The 17,351-nt window shown below is 73.6% G+C and carries 12 protein-coding genes; 5 read left to right on the forward strand and 7 right to left on the reverse strand.

Going from position 1 to position 17,351, the window contains the following annotated elements; genetic code table 11:
* The first annotated feature begins 50 nt into the window (after positions 1 to 50).
* On the forward strand, positions 51 to 731 hold the full coding sequence (locus ABT369_RS49870) for a phosphonatase-like hydrolase (RefSeq protein WP_350624309.1): 681 nt from the start codon (positions 51 to 53) through the stop codon (positions 729 to 731).
* A 3-nt stretch (positions 732 to 734) separates the two neighbouring features.
* Here ABT369_RS49870 and ABT369_RS49875 read toward each other — a convergent pair whose 3' ends face one another.
* The 4 genes from ABT369_RS49875 to ABT369_RS49890 are packed head-to-tail and all read right to left on the reverse strand — an operon-like array spanning position 735 to position 6,517.
* The gene (locus ABT369_RS49875) at positions 735 to 2,357 is read right to left on the reverse strand and encodes an acetolactate synthase (RefSeq protein ID WP_350624311.1); all 1,623 of its coding nucleotides are present in this window, start codon (positions 2,355 to 2,357) and stop codon (positions 735 to 737) included.
* A 25-nt stretch (positions 2,358 to 2,382) separates the two neighbouring features.
* Positions 2,383 to 4,158, reverse strand: coding sequence for an Hsp70 family protein (locus ABT369_RS49880; protein WP_350624313.1), 1,776 nt, complete (start codon positions 4,156 to 4,158; stop codon positions 2,383 to 2,385).
* A gap of 21 nt (positions 4,159 to 4,179) precedes the next feature.
* Positions 4,180 to 6,036 (reverse strand): Hsp70 family protein, encoded by a 1,857-nt coding sequence (locus tag ABT369_RS49885; protein ID WP_350624315.1) that lies wholly within the window; start codon positions 6,034 to 6,036, stop codon positions 4,180 to 4,182.
* A 10-nt stretch (positions 6,037 to 6,046) separates the two neighbouring features.
* Positions 6,047 to 6,517, reverse strand: a complete 471-nt coding sequence (locus ABT369_RS49890) for a DUF6232 family protein (protein ID WP_350624317.1) — start codon at positions 6,515 to 6,517, stop codon at positions 6,047 to 6,049.
* Between the two features lie 64 nt (positions 6,518 to 6,581).
* Here ABT369_RS49890 and ABT369_RS49895 point away from each other — a divergent pair, with 64 nt between their 5' ends.
* The gene (locus tag ABT369_RS49895) at positions 6,582 to 7,352 is read left to right on the forward strand and encodes an enoyl-CoA hydratase/isomerase family protein (RefSeq protein ID WP_350624319.1); all 771 of its coding nucleotides are present in this window, start codon (positions 6,582 to 6,584) and stop codon (positions 7,350 to 7,352) included.
* 2,245 nt (positions 7,353 to 9,597) lie between these two features.
* Here ABT369_RS49895 and ABT369_RS49900 read toward each other — a convergent pair.
* On the reverse strand, positions 9,598 to 10,404 hold the full coding sequence (locus ABT369_RS49900; protein ID WP_497986604.1) for an ATP-binding cassette domain-containing protein: 807 nt from the start codon (positions 10,402 to 10,404) through the stop codon (positions 9,598 to 9,600).
* Between the two features lie 52 nt (positions 10,405 to 10,456).
* Here ABT369_RS49900 and ABT369_RS49905 point away from each other — a divergent pair, with 52 nt between their 5' ends.
* Together ABT369_RS49905 and ABT369_RS49910 are read left to right on the forward strand one after the other, a co-directional pair.
* Positions 10,457 to 11,425, forward strand: a complete 969-nt coding sequence (locus ABT369_RS49905; protein ID WP_350624323.1) for an ATP-binding cassette domain-containing protein — start codon at positions 10,457 to 10,459, stop codon at positions 11,423 to 11,425.
* Entirely contained in the window at positions 11,422 to 12,405 is a 984-nt protein-coding gene (locus ABT369_RS49910; RefSeq protein ID WP_350624325.1) for an ABC transporter permease subunit, read from the forward strand. The genes ABT369_RS49905 and ABT369_RS49910 overlap by 4 nt, the downstream gene beginning before the upstream one ends.
* Positions 12,406 to 12,435: 30 nt before the next feature.
* Here ABT369_RS49910 and ABT369_RS49915 read toward each other — a convergent pair whose 3' ends face one another.
* Entirely contained in the window at positions 12,436 to 13,608 is a 1,173-nt protein-coding gene (locus ABT369_RS49915; RefSeq protein WP_350624327.1) for an ROK family transcriptional regulator, read from the reverse strand.
* Between the two features lie 196 nt (positions 13,609 to 13,804).
* Between ABT369_RS49915 and ABT369_RS49920 the strand changes: the two genes are divergently transcribed.
* Positions 13,805 to 15,256: a glycoside hydrolase family 3 protein gene (locus tag ABT369_RS49920; protein ID WP_350624329.1), complete on the forward strand. Its 1,452-nt coding sequence runs from the start codon at positions 13,805 to 13,807 to the stop codon at positions 15,254 to 15,256.
* Positions 15,257 to 15,476: 220 nt separating this feature from the next.
* Here ABT369_RS49920 and ABT369_RS49925 read toward each other — a convergent pair.
* A partial coding sequence (locus ABT369_RS49925; RefSeq protein ID WP_350624331.1) for an NAD-glutamate dehydrogenase domain-containing protein occupies positions 15,477 to 17,351 on the reverse strand: 1,875 nt, incomplete at its 5' end.

Here is a 17,351-nt window from a genome sequence, read left to right on the forward strand (position 1 = left end):
GGTTTTGTGCCGTTCACTCTCCGGTCTTTTCGCCGTGCTCCCATCGCGTGATGACCGCGTGGCAACTCGCCTGCATCGACATGGCAGGCACTACGGTGCGTGATGACGGCCTGGTCGAGCAGGCCTTCACGGTGGCCTTCGCCGGGGAGGGCGTCGCTCCCGGCACTCCCCAGCACGAGCGCATGCTCGCCGTCGTGCGCAAGACGATGGGCCAGAGCCGGATCGAGGTGTTCCGCCTCCTGCTCGACGGGGACGAGCAACGGGCCCAGGCCGCCAACGAGACGTTCGAGGAGGCGTACGGGCTGCTGGTCGACGAGGGCGCCGTGCTGCCGATCCCGGGCGCCATCGAGGCGATCAAGACGCTGCGCGCGAACGGCATCAAGGTGGCGCTCACCACCGGCTTCGCCCGGGCCACCCAGGAGGCGATCATCGACGCGCTCGGCTGGTGGGGCCAGGTCGATCTGGTGCTCTCCCCCGCCGACGCCGGCCGCGGCCGCCCCTTCCCTGACTTCATGCTCGTCTCGGCGCTCAAGCTCGGCGTCGAGGACGTGCGCCGCATGGTCGTCGTCGGCGACACGCCCCTGGACCTCATCGCCGGCCAGCGCGCGGGCGCGGGCCTGCTCGTGGGCGTGCTCACCGGGGCCGGCGACCGGCAGGCGCTGCAGGCCGCCGGCGCGCACGAGGTCATCGGCTCGATCGGCTCCCTGCCCCGGTTGCTGGGGCTGGAGTAGCGGCTACGCGAGGTTCGACGAACGCGGGTAGGCGTCCTCGGGGTCCGTCAGGACGTTCACGAGATAGGGCACCCCGGCGGAGAACGCGCGTCCGAGCGCCCCGGCGAGATCCCCGGGCTTCTCGACCGTCTCCCCGGCGCCCCCGAGCGCCTTCACCACGTCGTCGTAGCGCAGCCCCGGCTGCAGGTCGGCCGCGAGGTCGTAGCCGTAGATCTGGCGCATCGGGTGCTTCTCCAGCCCCCAGATGCCGTTGTTGCCGACCACGATCACGACCGGCAGCTGATGGCGCACGAGCGTCTCGACGTCCATGAGCGAGAAGCCGGCCGCGCCGTCGCCCATGAGCACGCAGATCTGCCGGTCCGGGTAGGTCACCCGCGCCCCCATCGCGTAGCCCATGCCGGTGCCGAGGCAGCCGTACGGCCCCGGGTCCAGCCAGGTGCCGGGCCGGGCGGGCTCGAGGTACTTGCCGGCGTAGGAGACGAAGTCCCCGCCGTCGCCGATGGTCACCGCGTCCTCGGCCAGCACCTTGCGCAGCTCGCCGTAGACGCGGCTGGGCTTGATCGGGTCGGTGTCGGCCTCCAGGGCCTCGGTCTCGCGCCCCCGGGCCGCGTTCTCCGCGGCGCGCAGGGTCGCGATCCACTCCTCGTGGTCCGCCACGAGGCCGCCGTACGCCGCGAAGGCCGACAGCACCAGGCGCAGATCGCCCGTGGGCGCCGCGGCCGGGGTGACGTGCGTGGCCCGCTGCGAGGGCGCGTCGGTGACGTGCACGACCTGGGCCCCGCCGAAGTCGCCGAAGTTCAGCCGGAAGTCCAGCGGGGTGCCGACGACCGCGACCACGTCCGCGCCGCCGAACGCGGGCTTGCGCGCCCGCGCGAACGCCAGGGGGTGCCCGGGCGGCAGGGAGCCGCGGCCCATGCCGTTGGCGAAGACCGGAATCCGCAGCGCCTCGGCGGCCTCGCGCAGCGCCGCGGTGGCGTCGCCGGCCCACACGTCCGATCCCGCGACGATGACCGGGCGCTCGGCCGCGGCCAGCAGGCTCACGGCGCGGTGGACCTCGTCGGGGTCGGCTTCCTCGGACGGTACGACTGCCGGATCTTGTTCTTGAATGCCGTCCGCGGTGGAGAAGACCACCTCGAGCGGGAGGTCGACGAAGACCGGCCCCCGGTGCGGGGTCAGCGCGGTGAGCGCGGCCGCGCGCATCCGCGCGTAGACCTCGTCGGTGGAGAAGATGGTCTCCGCGTGCTTCGTGACCGCCTGGACGATCGGCAGGTGGTCCATCTCCTGCAGGCTGCCCGAGCCCCAGCGGAACTGCGGCGCGCGGCCGCCGAGCACGACCACCGGCGCGCCGTTGAACATGGCGCTGGTCAGGCCGGAGACGCCGTTCGTGACGCCGGGGCCGGCGGTGAGCACGGCCAGGCCCGGCCGCCGCTGCAGCTTCGCGACGGCCTCGGCGGCGAAGACCGCGGACTGCTCGTGGCGCACGTCGACGACGCGCACGCCGGCCCGCTTCGCCGCGTCGTACAGCGGGAAGACGTGGCCGCCGGAGAGGGTGAACATCTCGCTGACCCCGAAGCCGCGCAGCGCCGCCAGCGCGAGGTCCCCGCCGTGCCCGTCGATCGTCGTCATGCGCGAATCCTACTCACGTTCGCCGCTACGAGGGGTTCGAGTCGAACCACTCCTGCAGCAACGGGGGCAGGTGATCGGTCGTCAGGTAGTACGAGATCACGCCGGCGACCAGCGGGACGGCGACGATCAGCACGACCACGAACAGCACGCGGAAGAACCGGGCGGCCGGGCCACGGCGCGGCTTGCCGCCCGAGTACACGTGCGCGTGCTCGGCGACCCGCTGCGGCTGTGACTGGGGCTGCGGCTGGGGCTGTGGCCTCGGCGGCTGCGGTCGTTGCTGCGGCGTCTCGTTGCGGAAGGCGCGGCCGTATTCGTCGTAGCGCGTCGCCGACTCGGGCACGCCGCCGCCGGAGCCGTAGACGCGCCCGGCGCTCACGGGCCGGTTCGGCGGCGCGGAGACCGGGGGCGGTGCCGAGACCGGGGGCGGCGCGGAGACGGGAGGCGACGAGACCGGCGGCGGCGCGGAGACCGGGGCGGCGGGTGGCATCTCCGGCCACATCGGGGTCTGCGCGGGCGGGGCCGAGACCGGGGTGCCGAACCGGCTCGGGGGCGGCATCGAGAACGCCGGCGGCGTGGAGACCGGCGGGGCCGACACCGGTGGGGCCGACACCGGCGGCGCCGGGGGCTGCTCCGTGCGCTGCTCCGGCCGCTCCCACGGGAAGCCCGGCACCTGCGGCAGCACGCCCGTCGCCGGGCCCGGGGCGGGCTGGCCGCTCGGCTGGGTGGACTTGGAGCCGGTGAGCATGCTGCCCTCGGCCACGACAAGCTCCGGCTGCTCGATCGCGGTCGGCGCGGTGCCGAGCATGCGGTGCAGCAGCGTGGCCACGAGCGGCATCCGGCTGGAGCCGCCGACCAGGAACACGCCCGCGACCGAGCCCTCGCTGAGCTGGGCCCAGCGCATGACGCCCTGGGTCACCCGCACGGTCTGCTCGATCATCGGCCGCGCGAGGGTCTCGAGCTCCTCCCGCGTCAGGTGTACGTCGAAGTTGAGCAGCGGAATCGTCAGGTCCGACGCGGGCTGGCGGGAGAGCCGCTCCTTGGCCACCCGCGCGTCGTCCCACAGCAGGCGGCGGTGCCGGCGGTCCTCGACGGTCTGCGGGCTCATGAGCCGCGACCACTCCTGCGGCGCGCGCGGCTCGCAGATGGTGCCGATGTGCTTGACGACGGCGTTGTCCACGTCGATGCCGCCGATGTCGTCGCGGCCGTCGACGGCGAGCGCCTCGAAGCCGTCCGCGGTGCGCGCGACCACGCTGGCGTCGAACGTGCCGGCCCCGAAGTCGTGCACGACCACGACCGAGCCGACCTTCACCTCGTGGCCGAGGACCTGGGTGAAGTAGGCGGCCGCCGCGACCGGCTCGGGCACCAGGCGCACCCGGCCCAGGCCGGCAGCCTCGGCGGCGTCGGCGATCGCGAGGCGGCGGGTCGCGCCCCAGGACGCCGGGATCGTCACCGTCGCCTCCGGCACGACGTCGCCGACGGTGCGCACCCACTCGTCGCGGACCCGGCGCAGGACGGCCGCGATGAGCTCCTGGACCGGCACCTCGCGGTCGCCGAGCAGCACCGTGCCGTCGTCGATGCGCCGCTTCGGGTTCGGCTCGAAGCGGGCCGGCTCCAGGCGCGCGCTGTGCACGGCGTCGCGGCCGACGATGATCGCGCCGCCGGGCTCGGCGTAGACCGCCGAGGGCAGCAGCGGCGACCCGTCGAAGATGAGGGGCCGGGAGCGCCCGTCCGGCCACCGCACGACGGCGACGGTGTTCGAGGTGCCGAAGTCGACCCCGAGCCGGATCCCTGGCGTAGGCATGAGCAGAAGTCTAGGCCGCGCTTACGACCCGGCCTCCCTGTCGGTCGGCTTCAGGGCAGCCGGCTTCGGCGGGCGGCGCATCCAGCGCCTCGACGCGGGCAGCAGGAGCATCGCCGTCGACAGGGCGAACACCACCGCGGGCACGAGGGTCCAGTAGCCGCCACCGGACGAGGTCAGCGCCGCGTTGCCGACGGCCACGACGAGGCAGAGCGCGAGGGGGTACCAGTGATGCCCGCTCGCCGGCCGCCGCGCCCGCATGGCACCGTTGATGAGCAGCGTGGCCGCGACCGCGCAGATGCCCGCCCACTCCAGGGCCTCGGTGGTGACCTGGTCGATGCGCGCCTCGTCCCACTCCGGCGGCGGGTTGTCGCGCAGGAGCTGCGGCAGCCCGGCGGCGAGCAGGAGCAGGCCGGTGAGGAAGTAGAGCAGGATGCCGTAGGTCGTCATGAACGCCGCCGGCCAGCGGATCGACCACGGGCCCTTGCGAATCGGGATCGGCGCCACGGGGTAGTACACGATCTGCGGCGGGGGCGGCGGCAGGAACACCGGCGGCGGGTAGACGGGCCGCTGCGGGACCGGATAGGGCCGTGGCATCGGGCTGACCGGGACCGGGCTCACCGGCATCGGGCTGACCGGTGTCGGACTGATCGGTGTCGGACTGATCGGTGTCGGACTGATCGGTGTCGGACTGATCGGTGTCGGACTGATCGGCCGGTTGGGTGCCGTCGCGGGTGAGACCGGAGGCGCCACGACCGGGAGGCTGCCGCTCGTCGCCGGCAGCGCCATCTGCTCGGAGCGATGCGCCTGCTCCGGCACGACCTGGCCGGTCTTCGTGGTGCGCACCGCCTTGCCGACCAGCACGGCGCCCTCGGCGACCACCATCTCCGGCTGCTCGATGGTCACCGGCGCCCGCCCGAACTCGCGGTGCAGCTCGGTCGCGACCAGCGGCATCTGGCTCCCGCCGCCGACGAGGAAGATGCCCGCGACCCGGTCCGCGGTGAGCCGCGACAGGCGCAGCGTCTCGGCGAGCGAGCCGACCGAGCGCTCCACCAGCGGCCGCGCGGCGTTCTCGAACTCCTCCCGCGTCACCGGTACGTCCACGTCGAGCACCGGCACCATGACCGTCACCGACGCGGCCCGCGACAGCCGCTCCTTGGCCTCCCGCGCCTCGTCGCGCAGCTGCCGGGTCGCGCGCGGGTCGGCGGTCACCCGGGCCCAGTCCTCCGCGGGCACGGCCCGGCTCACGAGCCCGACGACGAGCTCGTCGAAGTCGAGGCCGCCGAGGTCGTCACGCCCGCCCACGGCGCGCACGTCGAAGCCGGCCGCGGTGCGGGCGACCACGCTGCCGTCGAATGTGCCCGCGCCGAGGTCGTACACGACGACGCCCGAACCCACGGGAACCATGTGCTTCAGGACGCTCACGAAGTAGGTGGCCGCGGCGACCGGCTCGGGCACCAGCACGGCCCCGGGCAGCCCGGCCCGGCGCACCGCCTCGTGCAGCGTCGTGCGCCGCGTCGCGGCCCAGCCGGCCGGGTGGGTGACGGTCACCGCCCCGGGCGCGCCGCCGGCGGTGCGGGAGAACTCGGCCAGCACCCGCCGGAACACCGCGGTCATCATCTCGGCCACCGCGACCGGGCGCTCCCCCAGCAGCACCGAGCCCTCGTCGATGCGGCGCTTCGGGTTCGGCTCGAACCGCTCGGGCGCGCGGCGGGCGCCGTGCACCGCGTCGCGGCCCACGAGCAGCCCCTGCTCCTCGAGCGTCACGGCGGAGGGCAGCAGCGGCGAGCCGTCGAACAACAGCGGGCGGGTGCGGCCGTCGGGCCAGCGAGCCACCGCCACCGTGTGCGACGTGCCGAAGTCCACGCCGAGGGCCACCATGCCGCGCAGTCTAGGCGGACTGCTCGACCGCCCGCTGGAGCGCGCGATAGATCTGCCCGAATTTGGGGGCGTCCGTGGTCGAATAGATCATCGAGTCCCCGCCGGTCGTGCGCACCCAGATCTCGTGCACGCCCTTGCCGTGGTCGTGGGCGCGGTCGAGCAGATCGAGCAGCCCCTCCAGGCAGAACGCGACCACGCCGCCGATGACGATCACGGCGAGGATGCCGCCGGCGATGTACATCGTGCGCTGCTCCCCGTGAAAGTCGATCCTCCGGGCCGCCATCGCGGCCGCGACCAGCAGGCCGATGACGAGGAGCACCGCGCCGCCGCGGGTGCCGATCATGTACGCCCCGTGGCGCAGCCGCCCCGTGCGCTCGTGCCAGATGTAGGTGAGCGTGTCGAGGGGATACCAGGCTTCAGCGACGCGCACACCGCCGGAGCTGATGTGCACCACGTTGTCGCGGTAGTACGTGGTGGCCATGGCACCTCAGACGGTACAGGCGAATACGCTCCGGGCAACGACAACGACGTTGAGGAGACACAAGGTGACTTTGGTCAGGCTCGAGGCCGCGGACGGCATCGGCACCATCCGGCTCGACCGCCCGCCGATGAACGCCCTGAACATCGCCGTGCAGGAGGAGCTGCGCGCGGCCGCACAGGAGGCGACCGCGCGCGACGACGTGCGCGCGGTGGTCATCTACGGCGGCGAGAAGGTCTTCGCGGCCGGCGCGGACATCAAGGAGATGGCCGGCATGGGCTATGCCGAGATGTCCCGGCGCGCGGTCGCGCTGAGCTCCGCCTTCGACGCCGTAGCGCGCATCCCGAAGCCGGTCGTGGCCGCGATCACCGGCTACGCCCTGGGCGGCGGCTGCGAGCTGGCCCTGACCGCCGACTGGCGCATAGCCGCGGAGGACGCCCAGCTGGGCCAGCCGGAGATCACCCTGGGCATCATCCCCGGCGCCGGCGGCACCCAGCGCCTGGCCCGCCTGGTCGGCCCCGCCCGAGCGAAGGACCTGATCATGTCGGGCCGCTTCGTCCCCGCCCCCGAGGCCCTGGCCATGGGCCTGGTCGATCGCGTCGTACCGCGCGCCGACGTCTACGAGGCCGCCCTCGCCCTCGTCCGCCCCTACGTGAACGGCCCGGCCCTGGCCCTGCGCGCGGCGAAGCAGGCGGTGGACGGGGGCCTGGAGATGGACCTCGCCTCGGGCCTGGCTTGGGAGAGCCAGTTGTTCGCGGGGCTGTTCGCGACCGAGGACAAGGCCGAGGGCATGTCCGCCTTCGTGGAGAAGCGCAAGCCCTCCTTCGGGGGCCGCTGAGCCCTAGCCCGCAGCGGGGCGCCGCGACTCCGACAGAGCCGGCGCCCCGCCGCTCGCGGTCTTCCGGTGGGCAGCGGCGGGCCGTCCCTTGCTCACCTTCGCTCAGCCGATCGCGCCTGCCCAGACTCGCGCGAAGCGCAGCAGCGGGCCTTGGCCGCCAAATGGGTCCGCCTGGCCCAGCGGCGTCGTTGGCCTCCTATCGGGGTCCAACATATTCGCCATTTGCGCCGCGTCGTGATCCGAGATCGTGGTTTCGGTCGCATTCGGGGATAATTGCTGGCATGGGGCAGATGCAGTTGTTCAGTTCGCGGGAATTGGCTGCTATGCGGGATCGGACGAAGGCGCGGAATTGGTGGCCGGGGAAGGACGAGTTCCGCAAGGAGGCGCAGAGGCGGCGCGACTGGGGGCTGGTGAGACGGCATGCGGAGAAGCTGCGCCGCATCCACGGCCCCGCGGGAATTACCCCGTCCGACGCACACCAACACGCCGAGGAGAATCGCGCCAGCGTCTGCACCAAACCCAGCGCTACGTTTCCCTGCAAGAATTCCGCACGCCAAGGCCGCGCAATTCCACCGCCGCATCACCATTCCGCCAAAACGGCCGCAGGACACGATCCGAAATCGACCGGGACGACACCGCCCCATTCACGGCCAGTCCAACCCGAACCCATGGCACCGGCGAAGAAGCCACGCCGCCTGACCCAATTGACGGTCGACCATATCGGATTTTTCGCCTGCCAGGGGATTTGTCGCTTCTACCGGCACGGATCGCTCATCATGGCTGCGCATCCTCGCGAACGCGGGGCAGACGCCCACGAACAGCGACACACGCGCGGAGGCGAGCCGCGGCGCGGCCGGGAGGCAGACGCGATCGCGGGGGCCAACTGCGGCGCGGGGTGGACGCGGCACACAGACGCAGCCGCACGCCACGGCGCGGCGCGAACGCCACGGCACGAGGGCGCGGACGCCAGCGCGGCAGCAGGCACGGACGTCACGGCGCGCGACGCGAGGACGCGGGCGGGGCCGAGCGCGGCGCGCGGGGGCGCGGGCCGAGCGCGCGGGCGCGGGCGCGGGCCGAGCGCGCGGGCGCGGGCGCGGGCCGAGCGCGCGGGCGCGGACGCCTCGGCGCGGCAGCACGCACGGACGCCACGGCATGCGACGCGCGGGCGCGGCCCGGGCGCGAGGGCGCGGGCGCGCGGGCCGAGCGCGCGGGCGCGCGGGCGCCTCGGCGCGGCAGCACGCACGGACGCCACGGCGCGCGACGCGCGGGCGCGCGGGCCGAGCGCGCGGGCGCGGCGCGCGGGCGCGAGGACGCGGGCGCGCGGACGCGGGCGCGCGGACGCGGGCGCGCGGACGCGGGCGCGCGGGCCGAGCGCGCGGGCGCGGACGCCTCGGCGCGGCAGTACGCACGGACGCCACGGCGCGCGGCGCGCGACGCGCGGGCGCGCGGGCGTGAGAGCGCGGGCCGGGCGCGAGGGCACGGCGCGAGGGCGCGGGCGCGGCGCGCGGGCCGGGGGCGCGGCCCGAGAGCGGGGACGCCACGACGCGTGGCGCGAGGGCGCGCGGTGCGGACGCCCGGCGCGAAGGCGTGGACGCGCGGCACGGACGCAACGGCGAAAGGCGCCGACGTCACAGCGCGGCAGCACGCATGGGCGGCGCGGAATGGACGAAGTGCACAGCCGCAGCGGCACGCCACGGCGCGACGCAAACACCGCGGGGCGCGGCGCGGACGCGAAGGCACGGGCACCACGACGCGAAAGCGCCAACACCACAGCGCGGCAGCGGGCACGCGCGGCGCGAGGACACCGCGCGAGGACACGGCGGCGCGAAAGGTGCCGACGTCACAGCGCGGCAGCAGGCACGGACAGCGCAAACGCCACGACCGCGGCGCAAAGGCGCGCGGCGCGGCAGCAGGCACGGACGCCACGGCGCGCGGGCACCACAACACGTGGCGCGAGGGCGCGCGGCGCGGACGCGACGGCGCGAAAGGCGCCGACGTCACAGCGCGGCAGCAGGCACGGACAGCGCAAACGCCACGACCGCGGCGCAAAGGCGCCGGCGGCGCGGGACGGATGCGGCGCACAGACGCAGCGGCACGCCACGGCGCAACGCAAACACCACGCGTTGCGGACGCGAAGGCGCAAAACACCACCCGGCGCGGACGCGAAGGCGCGGACGCCACGACGCGGCGGCAGGCGCGGGCGGCGCGGACGCTACCGGTGCAAAGGCGGCAGGTGCGCTACACGTCAGGACTGGGCGTGGAAGCGGTCGTCCACCATCGTGAGTTTCAATGGCATACCGAACGCCTTCGACAGGTTGTCCGCCGTGATTGTGTCGTGCAGGAGGCCCTGCGCCACCACGCCGCCCTCGCGCATCAGCATTGCGTGGGTGAAGCCTGGCGGGATCTCCTCCACGTGGTGGGTGACCAGCACGATGGCGGGGGCGTCGGGGTCGGCCGCGAGGTCGGCGAGCCGGCGCACCAGGTCCTCCCGGGCGCCCAGGTCCAGGCCGGCCGACGGCTCGTCCAACAGGAGCAGCTCAGGGTCCGTCATGAGGGCCCTAGCGATTTGTACCCGCTTGCGCTCCCCCTCGGACAGGGTGCCGTAGACGCGGTCGGCCAGCCCCGCGACCCCGAGCTGGTCGAGCAGGGCCATGGCGCGCCCCTCGTCCATGCGGTCGTAGGCCTCACGGTAGCGCCCGATCACGGCCCACGACGCGGTGAGTACCACGTCGCGCGCGGTCTCCTCGAACGGTAGCCGCAGCGCGTTGGACGAGAAGCCCAGGCGGGTCTTGAGCTCGGCGATGTTCGTCCGGCCCAGCTGCTCGCCCAGCACGGTGACCGTGCCGCTCGACGGATGCATCCGCGCGCCCGCGAGGTTGAGCAGCGTGGTCTTGCCGGCCCCGTTGGGGCCGAGGATCACCCAGCGCTCGTCCAGCTCGACCTGCCAGCTCACCGATCGGATGAGATGGTTGCCGTTGCGGGTGACCGTCGCATCGTCGACGGCGATGACAAGGTCATCTGACACGTGCCAATCCAACCACGCCGCACATATCGACGGCTGGCGGGGCCACGCCGACGTGACGAAGGCCGTATTCTGCGCTCCGATGACACCCGCACTGGAAATCGACGGTCTGGTCAAGACGTACCAGAGCGTGTTCGGCCGGCCGCGCGCCGCTCTCGACAAGCTGGACATGCTGGTCGAGCCGGGACAGATCCACGGGTTCCTGGGACCGAACGGCTCGGGCAAGTCCACGACGCTCAAGACACTGCTCGGCCTCCTGCGCGCCGACGGCGGACGCATGCGCATCTTCGGCGAACCGGTGCCGCGGTTCCAGGCCGAGATGGCCTCGCGGGTCGGCGCGATCGTCGAGGCGCCCGCGTTCTTCGGCAACCTGACGGGGTACAAAACCCTCTCCCTGCTGGCGAAGGCCGGCGGGGTGCCGAAGCAGCGGGTGGGGGTCGTCCTCGACCAGGTCGGGCTCTCCGACCGCTCCGAGGACATGGTGCGGTCCTACTCCCTCGGCATGCGCCAGCGCCTCGCGGTCGCGTCGGCGCTGCTGAAGAACCCGGACCTGCTCATCCTCGACGAGCCCAACAACGGGCTCGACCCCGCGGGCGTGCGCGAGATGCGGGACCTGCTGCGCGGCCACGCGGAGCAGGGCAAGACGGTCGTCATCTCCAGTCACATCCTGGCCGAGATCGCCCAGGTCTGCGACTCCGTCACGATCATCTCCCGCGGCCGTACGGTCGCGGCCGGCCCGGTCTCCGAAGTTCTCGCGGTCGCGGACAAGGGCTCGTACCGTGTGCGCGTCGACGACCACCAGCGCGCGGCCCAGATCCTGGCCGAGGCGGGCGCGGACGTGAGCGTGACCGGCGACCACCTCGTCGTGCACGACCTCGCGGAGCCGGCCTGGGTGTCCTACACGCTCGGCGTCCACGACATGTGGGTGCGCGAGCTGTCCCCGGTCGCGCAGCTGGAGGACGCGTTCCTGACCATCACGGGCGGCGGCCCCAGCGGCTCCTTCCGGCCCGTGGACGACTCCGAGTGGACCCCTGAGGGGCGGCCGGCATGAGGCACCTGTTCGCCGCGGAGTGGTCACGGCTCTTCGCCCGGCGCATCTCGCTCGTCACCGCGGTCCTGGTCGGCACCCTGCTGGCCTTCCTCACGTTCGGCTTCACCCTCACCGGCAGCAGCCCGAGCGCGGCCGAGCAGGCGGCCGCCGCGGAGCGCGCCGGCCCGCTGGCGCAGCTGTGGGACCAGCGCACCGAGCACTGCGGGCGCGTCCAGAGCGGCCTGGAGCAGGCCGAGCCGGGCGAGGACCTGCCGAAGGCGTGCGACTACGGGCCCCGCCCGACCGCCGACTCGCTGCTGGACTACGGGTTCTCGTTCCACCGCCAGTGGCCGTCGCTGTACTACGGTGCCGCCGTCCTCTTCGCCCTCGCCGGATTTGTGCTGGGCGCCTCGTTCGTGGGCGTCGAGTGGAGCTCCGGCGGCATGGCCGGCCTGCTGCTGTGGGCCCCCCGCCGCGGCGCCGTGCTGGGGGCGAAACTGCTGGCCGTCGTCTCCGGCGTCGCCCTCATGTCGGTCGTGTACCTCGGGCTGTGGACGGCCGCCTTCCTGGCCCTCGCCCCGGGCAACGACAACGTGAGCCGGATGAGCGCGCCCGAGTTCGGATCCCTGCTCCTCACCGGCCTGCGCGTGGTGTTCATCGCCATGGCCGGCACCGCGCTGGGCTTCTCGGTCGCGTCGATCGGGCGGCACACGTCCGCCGCCCTCGGCGCCGGCATCGCGTACCTGCTGCTGTGGGAGTTCGGCAGCACCGTCGTCTTCACCGTGGTCGAGACCATCGACTACGCGGAGCCGTACCGCCTGTCGAGCTACGCCCGCGCCTGGCTGAACCTGGGCGTCGTGCCCGACCCGAACACCACCGCGAACGTGGCCCGGTCGACCTTCCATGCGACGTGGGGGACGGGCGGCCTGGTGATCGCGGCGGTGGTGGCCGCGGTGGCCGCCGCGGCCTTCCTGTCCATGCGCCGCCGCGACGCCCGCTGATCGCCTGAACGGCTCGACGGCGTGAAACTTTCACGCCGTCGAGCCGAAGACCTCCTCGCGCACCGCGTCCAGACCCGTCAGGATCGCGCCGTGCAGCACCGGCTCCGAGGACACCTCGGTCGCCACCACGCGCGGGGAGACCACGGCGATCGCGGCGACCTCGTGCTGCACCCGCTGGGCCAGATCCGCGCCGCCGGCCTGCCCCACGTCGCCCGCGAGGACCACGAGCTCCGGGTCCAGCACGAGGCCGACCGAGGCGACGCCGAGCGAGATGCGCCGCGCCAGCTCGTCGAGGAACGGGCTGCCCGCGGTGCCCGCGGCGATGGCCGCCCGGACCGCCTCCGCCGCCCCCGCCGACTTGAACCCGTGGGTCTTCGCGATCGAGCGCACCGCCGCCGCGTCGACCAGGGTGCGGAAGCCGTTCTTCGAGCGCCGGGACGCGTCGCGGCTGATCTGGGTGCCGGCGACGGGCAGGTATCCGATCTCGCCCGCGGCCCCGGCCGAGCCGCGGTGCAGGCGGCCGCCGAGCACGACCGCGGTGCCGACGCCGCGGTCCAGCCAGACGAGCACGAAGTCCCGCGCCCCGACGGCCGCGCCCGAGTGCTGCTCGGCGATCGCGGCCAGGTTCACGTCGTTCTCGAACATGACGGGGCGGCCGAGGTCCTCGCGCAGGGCGGTGAGCAGGCCGCGGTGCCAGCGCGGGAGGTCCCAGGCGAACGTGATCTCGCCGCTCTTGGGGTCGACGAGGCCGGGCGTGCCGAGCACGATCCGCCGGATGCGGTCGATCGGCGCGCCTCCGGCCGAGGCCGCCTCCACGACGGCGGCGTGCACGACCTTGACCGGGTCGTCGCCGTCGCCGATGGCCACGTCGGTGCGCCCGACGATGTTGCCCGTGATGTCCGCCACCCCGGCGACCACGTGCGTGGGGCCGGCATCGACGCCGACGACGAACGCGGTGGAGGGCACCACGGCGTACATCTGGGCGTTCGGCCCCCGCCCGCCGGCCTGCTCGCCGACGCGGGCCACGAGGCCGCGCTCCTCCAGCCGCTCGACCAACTGGGACGCGGTGACCTTGGACAGCCCGGTCAGCTCGCCGAGCTGCGCACGGGTGAGGGGTCCTCGGCTCAGCAGCAGCTCGAGGGCGGCACGATCATTGAGGGCGCGCAGCAGGCGAGGCGTGCCGGGCAGTCGGGCGGAACTCATCGTGACGAAGACCCCTAGTATTTAGGAAACTTTCCTATTAGCGTGCCACAAGCAACCTATTCGGAGAGCGTACGGCCGGACCCACCACTCGGCCTACGCACAACCGGTCAAAAAGCTCTTACGATCGTGGATAGCGCATCGGACGAGCGTGCGGCGCCCGCGCCGCATGCGCGCCCGCGCTGAGGGGGGAACCAACGTGTCGACCGATCCCGGACTCCACCGGCTGGCCATGGGCACGCTGCTGGGCGCCTTCCGCGGGGAGGAGGCCCCGGCGTGGGCCGTGGACCTCCTCGCCGAGGGGATGGCCGGACACCTGCTCTTCGGCTTCAACATCGTCGAGCGCGACCAGCTCGCGAAGCTGACCGCGAGCCTGCACGCAGCGCGCGACGGCGTGCTCATCGCCATCGACGAGGAGGGCGGCGACGTCACCCGCCTGGCGCACCGGGCCGGCAGCCCCTACCCGGGCAACGCCGCGCTGGGCGCCCTCGGTGACCCCGCCGTCACCCGCAGGGTGTACCGCACCATCGGCGCCGAGCTCGAGACCCTCGGCATCAATCTCAACCTCGCGCCGACCGTGGACGTCAACACCGCCGACGACAACCCGATCATCGGCACCCGCAGCTTCGGCGCCGACCCGATCTCCGTCGCCACGCACACCGCCGCCGCGGTGCTCGGCCTGCAGGGCGCGGGCGTCGCCGCGTGCGCCAAGCACTTCCCCGGCCACGGCGCGACGCTCGCCGACTCGCACCGCGAGCTGCCGACCGTGGACATCGACCCGGCCCTGCTGCGCGGCCGCGAGCTGCCCCCGTTCGTCGCCGCGATCGAGGCCGGCGCCAAGTCGATCATGTCCGCGCACATCCGCGTCCCCGCGCTCACCGGCGACGCCCCCGCGACCTTCAGCCGCGCGGTGCTGGTCGACCTGCTGCGCGGCGAGCTGGGCTTCACCGGCGTCGTGGTGACCGACGCGCTGGAGATGCTGGGCGCGGCCCGCTACGCCGGCGGCATCCCCGAGGGCGCGGTGCTGGCCCTGGCCGCGGGCGCCGACCTGCTCTGCATCGGCGCCGACATCGACGAGCAGATCACGCGGGCCTGCGCGGACGAGATCGTCGCGGCCGTGCGCGACGGGCGCCTGCCGCTCGCCCGCCTCGAGGAGGCCGTGGCGCGCGTGGCCGACCTGAGCGCGTGGACGCGCAGCGGCGACCGCACCGACCGCGAGGAGCCGGGCCTGGGCTACCCCGCGGCCCTGAGCGCCGTGCGGATCGAGGGCACCCACGACCGCGCGACCGCGCCGCTGATCGTCCAGCTCGAGTCCGAGTCGTCGATCGCCGCCGGCCGCGTGCCGTGGGGCCTCGGCCCGCACGTCAACGGCACCGAGCAGCTGCGCGTCGTGGCCGCCCAGGCGGACCCGGCCGAGGTGCGCGCCCGCGCGGGCGCCCGCCCGATCGTGGTGGTCGGCCGCAACGTGCACCGCCTCCCGGGCGCCCGCGCGCTGGTGGAGACGCTGGCGCAGACCCACGCGGTGACCGTGGTCGAGATGGGCTGGCCGTCGTCGTGGCGCCCGAGCGGCGCGAAGGCGTTCATCACGACCTGGGGCGCGAGCCATGCCAACGGCCGCGCCGCCGCGGAGACGCTCGGCCTGGCCGCATAAAAGCGCAGCTCAAAAGCGCAGCTCAAAAGCGCAGCTCAAAAGCGCAGCCCAAAAGCGCAGCCCAAAAGCCAAGAGCCAAGAACCAGGAGCCACAAGCTTCCTGCTCGGGTCCGCGTCACCTGCGGACCGTTGCTCCCGCCAGACAAAAGGGCGGTCCCTGAGGGCCTTCGGCCGAAAGGGACCGCCCTAGCCGTGTCCGTGGTGCCACGGACACCAGCCGCTACGCGGCTGAGGCTCGCACGAGGGTGCGGATCTGACGCAGCAGCACCGACAGCGCCGCCAGGTCCCCGGGCGACTCCCCGAACTCGCCGATCGCGTTACGCGTCCGCGCGATCGAGGTCGCGTTGCTCTGCTCCCACTCGTGCACCCGCTCCTCCGGGTCCGCCTCCGGCGAGGTGCCGTTGAGCACCTCCGCGGTGAGGGCGGCCAGCGCGGCGTACAGGTCGTAGCGCAACGCCATCCGGGCGAGCGTCTGCCACCGGTCCTCGCGCGGGAGCGCCGAGATCCGCGACAGCAGATCGTCGACCCGGAAGCGCTCGGAGAGCAGGTAGTAGACCGTCGCGACCTCGTTCACGTCGCGGTCCGTCGTCGACGCGACCTCGACGATGTCGAGCAGGCCGAAGCCGTACATGATCCGGGTCGTGCTGTCCGCGATCTCCTCGGGCAGCCCCAGCTCCCGCAGCCCCTCGGTGTTGGCGTACAGCGCGTCGCGCTCCCGGCCCCGGAACAGCGTGTCCAGCTGCGGCAGCAGCCGGGCGATGCCGGGCTTCAGCCGCGCGATCTCGGCGGGCACGTCGATCGGGAGCCGCCGGTTGGAGACCAGCCAGCGGACCGCCCGGTCGAGCAGCCGCCGCATCTCCAGGTAGACGGCGGTCTGCGACTTCGTCGGGATCTTGTTGTCGAGCGACTCGACCGCCCGCCGCAGCTCCGACAGCCCGTACACCTCGCTGACCACGACCGAGGCGCGCAGCACGTCCGCGGCCCCGGCACCGGTCTCCTCGGAGGCGCGGTGGAAGAACGATGTGCCGCCCCGGTTCACGGCCTCGTTGACGACCGCGGTGGTGACGATCTCGCGGCGCAGCGGGTGCTCGGCCATCGCCTCGGCGAACCGCTCGCGCAGCGGGGTCGGGAAGTACTCGACCAGCACGTCGTGGGTCCACTCCTCGTCCGGCAGGTCGGAGTCGAGGATCTCGCGCTCGAGCACGATCTTCACGTAGGAGAGCAGCACCGCGAACTCGGGCGAGGTGAGCCCGACCCCGGTGGCGGCCCGCTCGTCGAGCAGCTCGTCGCCCGGCAGCCCCTCCAGGGCCCGGTCGAGCTGCCCGCGCCGCTCCAGGTCGGCGATGAGCCGCTTGTGCACGGGCAGCAGCGAGCGCGACTGCGCCCGCGCGTTGCCCAGCGCCGTCGCCTGGTCGTAGTTGTCGCGCAGGACCAGCTCGCCGACCTCGTCGGTCATCTCGGCCAGCAGCGGGTTGCGCTCGGCCGCCTCCAGCTCGCCCGCCGCGACCACGCGGTCGAGCAGGATCTTGATGTTGACCTCGTGGTCGGAGCAGTCGACGCCGGCCGAGTTGTCGATGAAGTCCGTCGCGATGCGGCCGCCGTTGAGCGCGTACTCGATGCGGCCCCGCTGAGTCAGGCCCAGGTTGCCGCCCTCGCCGACGACCTTCGCGCGCAGCTCCCGGCCGTTGACCCGCACGTAGTCGTTGGCCTTGTCACCGACGTCGGCGTGGGACTCCCCGGTCGCCTTGACGTAGGTGCCGATGCCGCCGTTCCAGAACAGGTCCACGGGCGCGGCGAGGATCGCGTGCATGACGTCGTTCGGGGCGAGCGGCCCGGTGGCCGTGATCCCCAGCACCGCCCGGGCCTCCTCGGAGAGGTTGACCGACTTGGCCGTGCGCGGGTAGACGCCGCCGCCCGCGGACAGCAGCGAGCGGTCGTAGTCGTCCCACGAGGAGCGGGGCAGGTCGAACATGCGCCGCCGCTCGGCGTAGGAGGTCGCGGCGTCCGGGGACGGGTCGATGAAGATGTGCCGGTGGTCGAACGCCGCCACGAGCCGGATGAACGGCGAGAGCAGCATCCCGTTGCCGAACACATC

Source organism: Dactylosporangium sp. NPDC000244 (genome assembly GCF_040300725.1).
GTDB lineage: Bacteria > Actinomycetota > Actinomycetes > Mycobacteriales > Micromonosporaceae > Dactylosporangium.